This window comes from Nocardioides sp., assembly GCF_035703625.1.
Lineage (GTDB): Bacteria > Actinomycetota > Actinomycetes > Propionibacteriales > Nocardioidaceae > Nocardioides.
Genome location: NZ_DASSXS010000230.1, coordinates 1 through 10,273 on the forward strand (window position 1 = coordinate 1; position 10,273 = coordinate 10,273).

Annotated in this window: 14 protein-coding genes and 1 pseudogene; 11 read left to right on the top strand and 4 right to left on the bottom strand. The window is 71.1% G+C overall.

Features of this window, described 5'->3' with window-relative positions:
- The 5 genes and pseudogenes from VFN12_RS11765 to VFN12_RS11785 form a co-directional block, all read left to right on the top strand.
- Positions 1–372, top strand: a pseudogene (locus VFN12_RS11765) (F0F1 ATP synthase subunit beta); the annotation flags it as partial.
- Positions 372–707: a F0F1 ATP synthase subunit epsilon gene (locus VFN12_RS11770; RefSeq protein ID WP_325118877.1), complete on the top strand. Its 336-nt coding sequence runs from the start codon at positions 372–374 to the stop codon at positions 705–707. The pseudogene VFN12_RS11765 and the gene VFN12_RS11770, both read left to right, overlap by 1 nt.
- A gap of 79 nt (positions 708–786) precedes the next feature.
- The gene (locus VFN12_RS11775) at positions 787–1,227 is read left to right on the top strand and encodes a DUF2550 domain-containing protein (protein ID WP_325118878.1); all 441 of its coding nucleotides are present in this window, start codon (positions 787–789) and stop codon (positions 1,225–1,227) included.
- Entirely contained in the window at positions 1,224–2,399 is a 1,176-nt protein-coding gene (locus VFN12_RS11780; RefSeq protein ID WP_325118879.1) for an MFS transporter, read from the top strand. Before VFN12_RS11775 ends, VFN12_RS11780 begins: the two co-directional genes overlap by 4 nt.
- Positions 2,400–2,437: 38 nt before the next feature.
- The gene (locus tag VFN12_RS11785; RefSeq protein ID WP_325118880.1) at positions 2,438–2,656 is read left to right on the top strand and encodes a hypothetical protein; all 219 of its coding nucleotides are present in this window, start codon (positions 2,438–2,440) and stop codon (positions 2,654–2,656) included.
- Positions 2,657–2,825: 169 nt separating this feature from the next.
- Here the strand turns inward: VFN12_RS11785 and VFN12_RS11790 are convergent, their stop codons facing one another.
- Positions 2,826–3,398, bottom strand: coding sequence for a cob(I)yrinic acid a,c-diamide adenosyltransferase (locus VFN12_RS11790; protein ID WP_325118882.1), 573 nt, complete (start codon positions 3,396–3,398; stop codon positions 2,826–2,828).
- Positions 3,399–3,572: 174 nt separating this feature from the next.
- Between VFN12_RS11790 and VFN12_RS11795 the strand changes: the two genes are divergently transcribed.
- Positions 3,573–3,881 carry an STAS domain-containing protein gene (locus tag VFN12_RS11795; RefSeq protein WP_325118883.1) on the top strand — a complete coding sequence of 103 codons (309 nt, stop codon included), beginning with the start codon at positions 3,573–3,575 and terminating at the stop codon, positions 3,879–3,881.
- A 65-nt stretch (positions 3,882–3,946) separates the two neighbouring features.
- A complete protein-coding gene (locus VFN12_RS11800) occupies positions 3,947–5,944 on the top strand; it encodes a protein meaA (RefSeq protein WP_325118884.1) in 1,998 nt (665 codons plus the stop codon).
- 6 nt (positions 5,945–5,950) lie between these two features.
- Here VFN12_RS11800 and VFN12_RS11805 read toward each other — a convergent pair whose 3' ends face one another.
- Genes VFN12_RS11805 through VFN12_RS11815 form a run of 3 tightly spaced genes read right to left on the bottom strand, consistent with a single transcriptional unit; the run spans position 5,951 to position 8,208 of the window.
- Positions 5,951–6,439: a DUF427 domain-containing protein gene (locus VFN12_RS11805; RefSeq protein WP_325118885.1), complete on the bottom strand. Its 489-nt coding sequence runs from the start codon at positions 6,437–6,439 to the stop codon at positions 5,951–5,953.
- An 18-nt stretch (positions 6,440–6,457) separates the two neighbouring features.
- Entirely contained in the window at positions 6,458–7,117 is a 660-nt protein-coding gene (locus tag VFN12_RS11810; protein ID WP_325118886.1) for a response regulator transcription factor, read from the bottom strand.
- Positions 7,114–8,208, bottom strand: a complete 1,095-nt coding sequence (locus VFN12_RS11815) for a sensor histidine kinase (RefSeq protein WP_325118888.1) — start codon at positions 8,206–8,208, stop codon at positions 7,114–7,116. The genes VFN12_RS11810 and VFN12_RS11815 overlap by 4 nt, the downstream gene beginning before the upstream one ends.
- Positions 8,209–8,359: 151 nt before the next feature.
- Here VFN12_RS11815 and VFN12_RS11820 point away from each other — a divergent pair, with 151 nt between their 5' ends.
- The 4 genes from VFN12_RS11820 to VFN12_RS11835 form a co-directional block, all read left to right on the top strand.
- Positions 8,360–8,977 (top strand): hypothetical protein, encoded by a 618-nt coding sequence (locus tag VFN12_RS11820; protein ID WP_325118889.1) that lies wholly within the window; start codon positions 8,360–8,362, stop codon positions 8,975–8,977.
- 165 nt (positions 8,978–9,142) lie between these two features.
- Positions 9,143–9,760, top strand: coding sequence for a histidine phosphatase family protein (locus VFN12_RS11825; RefSeq protein WP_325118890.1), 618 nt, complete (start codon positions 9,143–9,145; stop codon positions 9,758–9,760).
- Positions 9,761–9,792: 32 nt separating this feature from the next.
- Entirely contained in the window at positions 9,793–10,017 is a 225-nt protein-coding gene (locus VFN12_RS11830) for a hypothetical protein (protein ID WP_325118891.1), read from the top strand.
- A 10-nt stretch (positions 10,018–10,027) separates the two neighbouring features.
- Positions 10,028–10,273: ferritin (locus VFN12_RS11835; protein WP_325118892.1), on the top strand; the 246-nt coding region annotated here is incomplete at its 3' end.

The window sequence follows — 10,273 nt, forward strand, 5'->3', positions numbered from 1 at the left end:
TCGCGGATCCTGGACGCGCAGTACATCGGCAAGGACCACTACGAGTGCGCGATCCGGATCAAGCAGATCCTGCAGCGCAACAAGGAGCTCCAGGACATCATCGCGATCCTCGGTGTCGACGAGCTCTCCGAAGAGGACAAGGTCATCGTGTCCCGGGCTCGCCGGATCCAGCGGTTCCTGTCGCAGAACACCTACGTGGCCAAGCAGTTCACCGGCAAGGAGGGCTCCACGGTCCCCGTGGCCGACACCATCGAGGCGTTCAACAAGATCGCCGACGGTGACTACGACCACGTGGCCGAGCAGGCCTTCTTCATGTGCGGCGGTCTCGACGACGTCGAGCAGCGCTGGGACGAGATCCAGAAGAGCCTCTGATGGCGAAGACGATGCAGGTCGCGCTGGTGACGGCCGACCGGGAGCTGTGGTCCGGCGAGGCCACGGTCGTCAACGCCCGGACCCTGGACGGCGAGATCGGGGTGATGGCCGACCACACCCCGATCATGTCGGTCCTCGGTGCGGGCCAGGTCGACGTACGCACGGTCGACGACGGCCACTGGGTGGCCGCCGTCGACGGCGGCTTCATCTCCGTCGCCGGCAACCAGGTCCGCCTGCTGTGCGAGCACGCCGAGATCTCCTTCGAGAGCAACTACGACGAGGCCAAGCGGCTGCTGGACGAGCGCAAGGAGCGGCTGGCGGCCAGCGGGGGCTGATTGGTGGCGGTCGCGGCGAGGCCGCTACCGTAGGCGCACGCTGTGCCCGACTCGGGCACTGAGGGCCAGGGAGTGACGGATGCCGCTGTGGCAGTGGCTGCTCGACGCAGCCGGTGTCCTGCTGGGTCTGGCCCTGATCTACGGCATCGCACTGGTGGTCCGCCGCCGGGTGCTGTCCCGCCACGGCGGGACCTTCGAGATGAGTTACCGCGTCCGGTCCGAGAGGGCCGGGCGCGGTTGGCTTCTCGGGGTGGGCCGCTACTCCGGCGACGACCTCGAGTGGTTCCGCCTCTTCTCGCTCTCCGCGCGGCCGAAACGGGTCTGGCGCAGGTCGGTGATGACGTTCGAGGGGAAGCGTGATCCCGAGGGCGCGGAGGAGATGTCCCTCTACCCCGATCACCTGGTGGTGCGGTGCGCGGTGCCCGAAGGCGACGTGGAGCTGGCGATGGGCCCGGCCGCGCTGACCGGGCTGCAGGCCTGGCTGGAGGCCGGTCCGCCGCGGCCCATCCAGGAACTGTGACGTCCCTGGGGGTGGCGGACAGCCCCGACCGGGCCCGTCGCGGCGTGGCGCTGGTCTTCGTCCTCAACGGTCTCTGCTTCGCCAGCCTGGTCTCGCGGCTGCCCGACCTGCGCGCCGATCTGACGCTGTCGAACGGCGGTCTGGGACTGCTCCTGCTGTCCATCGCGGCCGGGTCGTTGGTGGCCCTGCCCTCCAGCGGCTGGTTGATCGACCGGTGGTCGGCGTCGATCGTCGTACGGGCCGGCGCCGTGCTGGTGGCAGCGGGCCTGACCGTCGCCGCGGCGGGGACCGAGCTGGTGTCATCCGTGCCGGTGGCCGCCCTCGGGCTCTTCGTCAACGGCGTGGGAACCGGCGTGTGGGACGTCGCGATGAACGTGGAGGGGGCCGCCGTGGAGCGGTCCCTCGGACGCTCGATCCTGCCGCGCTTCCACGCCGCCTGGAGCGGGGGCAGCATCCTCGGCGCGTGCATCGGCGTCCCCGTCAACGCCCTGGACGTGCCGCTGGTGGTCCACCTCGGAGCCGTGGGCGTGCTGTCCGCGGCGGCGTCGTCGTGGGCCTCGGCCGGCTTCCTCCCCGCGCGCCCGGAGCACGCAGGGGCGTCCGGCCTCGCCGCCTGGCGGGAACCGCGCACCCTGGCGATCGGGCTGATGGTGCTCGCGTTCGCGCTCACCGAGGGCGTGGCCAACGACTGGCTGGCACTCGCCCTGATCGACGGGTACGGCGCGCCGGACTGGCTCGGGGTCGCCGGCTTCGCGCTCTTCGTGACCTCCATGACGACGGGGCGGGTGGCCGGTACTGCGCTGCTCGACCGGTTCGGCCGGGTGCGGGTGCTGCTGACCACGGCAACAGCCGCCGTGGTCGGCCTGCTGCTGGTCGTCTACGGCGGTCATCCGGCGTTGGTGGTCGTCGGCGTGGTGGTGTGGGGTCTCGGCGCGTCCCTGGGCTTCCCGGTCGGGATGAGCGCGGCCGCCGACGATCCGGGGCGGGCCGCGGCGCGCGTCAGCGTGGTCGCCACGATGGGATACGTCGCCTTCCTGGGCGGTCCGCCCCTGGTCGGGTTCGTGGGTGACCGGGTCGGGACGCTGTCGGCGCTGCTGGTCGTGGCGGTGGTCGTGGTGCCGTCCGCGCTGGCGATCCCGGCTGCTCGACAACCGGTCGACGCCCGGGCCTGACCCGGCGCCCCTCATGCTTCTGGCGTCACACTGGGCCCATGTCCTCGGTGGCACTCCTCCTCGCGGCCGCAGCGCTCGCCGTGATGGGCCGGGGGCTCCGCCGCGTCGTCACCGGCCACCGGGAGGGACGTCGTCCCGATGCCGACGCGGACGCACGGATGGTCGCCAGCCTCCGCGTGGTGGCGGGGGTCAAGCTGCTGACCAGGGGGGCGGTCCTGCTGGTGCTCGCGCTGGTGGTGCTGGTCTTCCTCGCCTGACCCGCTGTCGCGCTGCCGGCTCTCACCTGGGCCTCATGGGTCACACACCTCGGCGGATCCATGCACCTCTCAGCCGTTGCAACGGCCGAGAAGTGTCGGTTTCCCCGGCCCGCCGGGGAAACCGGCGGAAGGCCCCACCGCCCTCCCCGCCAGGAAAGCGACAGACGGCTTACCGCTCGCCCCCCGGAACCCACAGCACATCCCCCCGCTCCCGGTTGGCGTACCGGGCGAGGATGAACAGCAGGTCGGAGAGCCGGTTGAGGTACTTGATCGCGAGCAGGTTCATCGTCTCCCCGTGCTCGGCGTGCGCGGCCCACGCCGACCGCTCAGCACGACGTACGACGGTGCGGGCCACGTGGAGGTGGGCGGCGGCCGGCGTCCCACCGTTGAGGATGAACGACCGCAGCGCCGGCAGCGACTCGTTGTACTGGTCGCACCAGCCCTCGAGCCGGTCGATGTAGTCCTGCTCGATGCGCAGCGGCGGGTACTCGGGGTCGGCCACCACGGGGGTGCAGAAGTCGGCCCCGACATCGAAGAGATCGTTCTGCACGCGGGTCAGGACCGTCACCACGTCGTCCTCGAGGCCCCCGACGGAGAGGGCCACGCCGAGATGGGCGTTGGCCTCGTCGACATCGGCATAGGCGTGCAGTCTCAGGTCGTTCTTGGAGGTCGTGCTCATGTCACCGAGGCGGGTCTCGCCGCTGTCGCCGGTGCGGGTGTAGATGCGGGTGAGGTTGACCATGTCTCGAGCGTAGTGGGGCCGACCGATGCACCTCTGACGCGGCCTCGCGGACTCGTTGAGAAAAACAACGACCAGTTCTTGAGAAAAGAGCAACGATTTCGGCGTCGAGCGCGTCATAGTGATCACCGATGCTGCCGATTTCGGCGGGATCGGCACTCCGGGGGAGGAGCGGCGATGGACATCGAGACCGATGGTGACAGGCTCGTGCTCAACGGCGCCTTCGACGTGCGCAGCACGTGGGAGGTCCGCAACGCCATCTACGACCACCTCGACTCGCGCGACGAGGACCTGGTCATCGACCTCACCGGTGTGGACTCGATCGACGTCACCGCGTTGAGGGTGCTCGCCGTCGCCACTCGCCGCGCCGTGAGCCTCGGCCACCACCTGACCCTCCGGGGTTGTGGTCCGGCGGTGCGCCGCCTGCTCCACCTGTCCCGGCTGATCCGCGTCGTCGAGGTCGAGCGCGAGGCCGCCACGGCCTGACCGGTGTCGGGATTCCCACACCGAGACGCCCTCCGCACGCGCGGGCCACGCAATACGCTCGGAGCATGAGCGAGAAGGACCGCCCCTGGGTGATGCGGACGTACGCCGGGCACTCCACCGCCGCGGCTTCCAACGCGTTGTACCGCAGCAACCTGGCCAAGGGGCAGACGGGGCTCTCGGTGGCCTTCGACCTGCCGACCCAGACCGGGTACGACCCGCAGGACGCGCTGAGCCGGGGCGAGGTCGGCAAGGTCGGCGTACCGGTGCCGCACCTCGGTGAGATGCGCAAGCTCTTCGACGAGATCCCGCTGACGGGGATGAACACCTCGATGACCATCAACGCGACCGCCATGTGGCTGCTCGCGATGTACCAGGTGGTCGCCGAGGAGCAGAACCCCGAGCTGGACCCCTCCGAGGTGGCCCACCAGCTCGCCGGCACCACCCAGAACGACATCATCAAGGAGTACCTCTCCCGCGGGACCTACGTGTTCCCTCCGGAGCACTCGCTGCGCCTCATCGCCGACGTCATCTCCTACACCGTCCACGAGATCCCGAAGTGGAACCCGATCAACATCTGCAGCTACCACCTGCAGGAGGCGGGCGCGACGCCCGAGCAGGAGCTCGCCTACGCGCTGTGCACCGCCATCGCGGTGCTCGACACGGTGAAGAGCTCCGGCCAGGTCTCCGAGCAGGACTTCGAGAAGGTCGTCGGCCGGATCTCGTTCTTCGTCAACGCGGGCGTCCGCTTCGTCGAGGAGATGTGCAAGATGCGCGCCTTCGTCGAGCTGTGGGACGAGATCACCCGTGAGCGGTACGGCGTCGAGGACCCGAAGATGCGCCGGTTCCGGTACGGCGTCCAGGTCAACTCGCTCGGCCTGACCGAGGCCCAGCCCGAGAACAACGTGCAGCGGATCGTCCTCGAGATGCTGGGCGTCACGCTGTCCAAGGGAGCCCGCGCCCGCGCCGTCCAGCTCCCGGCCTGGAACGAGGCTCTCGGCCTTCCGCGCCCCTGGGACCAGCAGTGGTCCCTGCGTCTCCAGCAGGTGCTGGCCTTCGAGTCCGACCTGCTCGAGTACGACGACCTCTTCGACGGCTCGCCGGTGGTGGAGGCCAAGGTCGCCGAGCTCGTCGAGGGCGCGAGGGCGGAGATGGACCGCGTCCAGGCGATGGGCGGCGCGATCGCCGCGGTGGACTCCGGCTACATGAAGCAGGCACTCGTCTCCGCGCACGCCGCCCGTCGCGCCCGGATCGAGTCCGGCGAGGAGGTCATCGTCGGCGTCAACAAGTTCGAGACCACCGAGCCCTCGCCGCTCACCGCGGACCTCGACGCCGCCATCATGGCCGCCGACCCCGAGGCCGAGCAGGCCGCCATCGCATCGGTCGAGGCCTGGAAGGCGCAGCGCGACGAGACCGAGGTCGCCGAGGCCCTGGCCCGGCTCGCGGCCGACGCCAAGACCGACACCAACCTGATGCCGGCGACGCTGGCCGCAGCCCGCGCCGGGGCGACCACGGGGGAGTGGGCCGGAACGCTGCGCGAGGTGTTCGGCGAGTTCCGGGCCCCTACCGGAGTCTCCGGCGCCGTCGGTGTGGCCGAGGCCGGTGCCGAGCTCACGGCCGTGCGGGAGCGGGTCCAGAAGACCGGCGAGGAGCTGGGCGGGCGGCTGCGCCTGCTGGTCGGCAAGCCCGGGCTGGACGGACACTCCAACGGCGCCGAGCAGGTCGCCGTCCGCGCCCGCGACGCGGGCTTCGAGGTCATCTACCAGGGCATCCGGCTGACGCCGGACCAGATCGTCTCCGCCGCCGTCGCCGAGGACGTCCACTGCGTCGGCATCTCGATCCTGTCCGGTTCCCACATGGAGCTGGTGCCGGACGTGCTGGAGGGCCTGCGCGCGGCCGGTCTCGGGGACGTGCCGGTCATCGTCGGCGGGATCATCCCCGACTCCGACGGTCGCAAGCTGGTCGAGCAGGGTGTCGCCGCCGTCTACACGCCCAAGGACTTCGGGCTGACCCAGATCATGGGGGGCATCGTCGACGCGATCCGCACGGCCAACGGGCTCGACTGAGGGGACTCACCAGCCGAGCGTGCCGGGTCCGCCCTTGAACGGGCCGGTCACCCGACTGGTGATCCACCCGCCGTAGAACCCGCCCTCCTGGGCGCGGACGAGCTCACCCTCGACGAGGCAGGCGTCCACCAGCCCCGGTGTCACCGCCAGGTGGTCGCGGATCACCGCGAAGTCGGCGGTCGGCGACGGGTAGGTCCAGGCCGCGCGTGACGCGGTTCGCCCGGCGGTGACCAGGTCGAAGTAGGACGCCTGGCCCTTCCACTCGCAGAACGTCGTGCCCTCGACCGGACGCAGCACCCCGGCCCCGAAGGCGTCCCGGGGCAGGTAGTAGGAGGGCGGATGGCTCGTCTCCAGGACGCGGTACGACGACCGCGTCCGCGCGATCACCTCCCCGCCCAGGCGGATCTCGATCTCCTCGGTGCTGGGCTCGATCCGGGGCGGTCGTGGGTAGTCCCAGACGGACTCCTGGCCGGGTCCGACGGGGTCTGGCGTCACGGGCGGCACACCGGAAACCTACCCGCGCGGACGGACCAACCCCAGCTCGTACGCCGCCACGGCGGCCTGGGTCCGGTCACGCAGGTCGAGCTTGCGCAGCACTGCGGCGACGTGGGTCTTGACCGTCCCCTCGCTGACGTAGAGGCGGGCCGCGATCTCGCCGTTCGACCGGCCGGTCGCGATCTCGCGCAGCACGTCGGTCTCGCGGTCGGTCAGCCTCGCGAGCTCGGGGGACGGGTCGGTCCGGCGGCCGGCGTACTCGTGCAGGAGCCGGTCCATCAGCGACGGCGCGAGAATTGCCCTGCCCTCGGCGACGGCCCGCACCGAGGACCGGATCTCGTCGGGGGGCATGCTCTTGAGCAGGTAGCCGGACGCCCCGGCACGGATCGCGCCCACGAGCAGCTCGTCGTCGGCGAAGGTGGTCAGGACCACGACCCGGGTCTCCCGAAGATCGGGTTCGGAGCAGATCATTCGGGCGGCCTCGATCCCGTCCATCCCTGGCATCCGGACGTCGAGCAGTGCCAGGTCCGGCCGGTGGCGCCGGACCAGCTCGACCGCCTCCCGTCCGTCCGAGGCCTCACCCAGGATCTCCAGCCCCGGCTCCAGCTCGAGGACGAGCCGCATCCCCTGGCGGACGAGGGGTTCGTCGTCGGCGATGACGACTCGTAGCCCGGTCACGCGGATGCCTCCGCGAGGGGGATCCGCGCCTCGACCTGCCACCCGTGCTCGGTGCGGCCGGAGGAGACGGTCCCGTTGACGATCCGCACCCGCTCGGTCAGGCCGGCGAGGCCCCGCCCCGAGCCCGTGGTCCGCTCGGGCACCGCACGACCGTCGTCGGACACCCGGGCCACCAGCTCGGCGCCGTCCCGGTGCACCGCGACCCGGGCGGTCCGGGCGTCACTGTGGCGCACGACGTTGGTCAGCGCCTCCTGGACCACGCGGAAGACCGTGGTCGAGATGCCGGGCGTGACCTGGCCGGGTTCGGCGTCGAGCTCGACGTCGAGGCCGCCGGAGCGCACCTGCTCGACGAGGCCCGGCAGGTCCTGGATGCCCGGGGCGTCGGGGGAGCCGGGGCCGAGCAGGGCCAGGAAGCGCTGCATGTCGGCCAGGGCGTCGCGCCCGGTCTGCTCGACGGCCGCGAGGGCTTCGTCGGCGAGGGTGGGATCCCTGCGCTCGCGGGCGCTCCCGGCCTGGAGGGTGATCAGGGTCAGCGCATGGGCCAGGGAGTCGTGCAGGTCGCTGGCGATCCGGGCCCGCTCGGCCCGGGTGGCCTCGGCTGCCGCTCGTTCCGCTGCCACCTCGGAGCGGACGCGGCGCTCGGTGCTGACCCGCAACAGGTGGCCGGCTCCCCAGACCACCACGATCAGCACGACGTTGACGACGAGGTCCGCCCACACGATCTGTTCGCGGGTGAAGTCGTAGACGAGCCCGCCGGCCAGGACCAGGCCGACGCCGATCAGACCGGAGCGGAGCGAGGCGTACCAGCCCACCGACGCGAGGAGGAGCAGCAGGCACAGGTACGGCGTCGCCACGGGCGCCGGACCGAGTACTGGCTCCAGGGCGAGACTGACTCCCGCGATCGCCGAGGCGGCGAGCGGCGCCATCCTCCGCAGGGCCAGCGCGGGCAGGATCAGCAGCTCCACGAGGTGGTGCCAGCCGGGGTGGTCGATCCGGTCCGCGACGAGGAGGAGCTCGACCTGAGCCACCGCGGCGAGCGCCGTCGCGAGCAGCAGGTCGCGACGCAGCGGGGACGCCGGCAGGAGTGGCACGGTTCGATCGTAGGAGTGGCCGGGGCCGCTGTCCTCTGTCTGCAGGCAGAGGCGAAGTGGCCGCTCGGCAGAGGTCGGGACCCACGTCGGTCCCTAGCGTCGTGGCATCCGGCCGACCACGACGGTCGGCCACATCACGAGGGAGACCACCATGGCCACGCTTTCCACGTCGACCGCCCCTGGGCCCACCGAGACGTCGCAGGACGGGAGGGCGCGGCTCGTCTGTGCTGCAGCGGCGGCGGCCGCTGTCGTTCCGTTCGCACTCTCGAGCTTCTCGGGGGACTCCGGCGCCGAGATCACCGCCAGCCTCGTCGACGACGCCGTGGCGATCACGATCGGCAGCATCGTCGCCGTACTCGTGTCCGCCGGCCTGTTCCTGGCCGCCGTCCGGCTCGGAGCGGTCGTGAGGGGCACGGCCGGCCGGGTCGTGGCGACGGCCGGATCCGCGGTGGCCATGATGTACGCCCTCTACTACTCGAGCTTCGGGGCGGGCGCGATCGTGGCGGCGCAGATGCTCACCGAGCCGGGCGCAGGCGTGGGAGAAGCGACCGCCCTGGTGGTCAACCTGACCGAGGTGGCTCGCTATGCCCCAGGGCTGGCGCTGGTCGTGGCGACCTTCATGGGCCGACGCGCGCTGCCGCGTCCGGTCGGAATCGCCGCGGTCGTCCTGGCCGTGCTGACGATCGTTCCGTTCACCAGCTGGGTCGCGGCCCTGCTGATCCCGTTCTGGCTGGCCGTCTCTGCCGGCGTGGTGCGCCTGCCTCGGTGAGCTGGGCGGGCGCCCTCGGGTCGGGTGCGATGGCCTTCGGGGCGGCCGTCGCCCCGACTCGAAGGGCATCTGGGCCCAACTCGAGGGACGTTTAGGCCCAACTCGAGGGACGTCTGGGCCCGACTCAACGGATGGGCGGGCCAGGCGGGGCCTAGCATCGGCGTGGTGAGCAACCTGCACTGTCCCGCCCGGGTCTACGTTGCGCGTCACGGCGAGGCCGAGTACGAGTCCGAGCTGCTCAGCGACGCAGGCGGCAGCCTGAGCAGGGAGGGACGTGCGCAGTCGCGCGAGCTGGGTGAGTCGCTGAGGGACGTCCGGATCTCCCGGATCTACGCGAGCTCGATGGCCCGGGCCGTCCAGACGGCGGAGATCGTCGCGGCTGTCCTGGGCGTCGACGTGGTGGTCCGGGAGGGGTTGCGCGAGTTCGGCGTCGGGGTCCACGCCGGGACCTCCGGTGACCCCGATCCCTTCTGGCCGGTCTTCTCCCGGTGGATCGACGGTGATCTCGAGGCCCGGATCGAAGGCGCCGAGTCCGGGACCGAGGTGATCGAGCGCGTCTGCGGTGAGCTGGAGCTCGTCGCCGACCAGCACCGGGGCGAGTCCGCCCTGGTGATCAGCCACGGCGGCGCGATCTGCACCGCCGTACCCGCCCTGGCCGGCAACGTCAGCGCCCGCTTCCCCGAGTCGCGGCCGATCCCCAACACCGGTGTCGTCGAGCTGGAGGCGAACGGGGAGGGGTGGCGCGCGGTGAGCTGGTGCGGCGCGGACCTGACAGCAAGGTAAGGCTTGCCTTAGTTCGTGTTACGATCCGCTGCGTGGGCAAGGGCAAGTCGAAGGCCGCCAAGAAGGCAGCGAAGAAGGCCGACAGCAAGAAGGTCAAGGGCCTGCCCAAGCAGAAGTGCTGCGTGAGCAAGGACCGCTGCAAGCGCTGCCCGATCCGCATGCTCAAGGAGGGCACGCTGCCCGAGGGGTATACGGTCAGGAAGCGCAAGCTCGTGAAGGTCAAGAAGCAGAAGCAGAAGCTCCCCCAGGCAGCCTGAGGAGGCCCCGGTGCCCGCAGCCCGTTTCGTCGAGCAGCTCAACTCCCAGATCGGCAACGAGCTGGCGGCCCACAACCAGTACCTCGCCTGCGCGGTCTACTACGACGCGCAGACCATGCCGCAGATGGCGGCGTTCTTCTACAGCCAGGCGCTCGAGGAACGGGCCCACGCGATGATGATGGTGCGCTACCTGCTCGACACCGACGCCGAGGTGATCATCCCCGGCGTCGAGGCGCCGACCCCCAAGTTCGGCGAC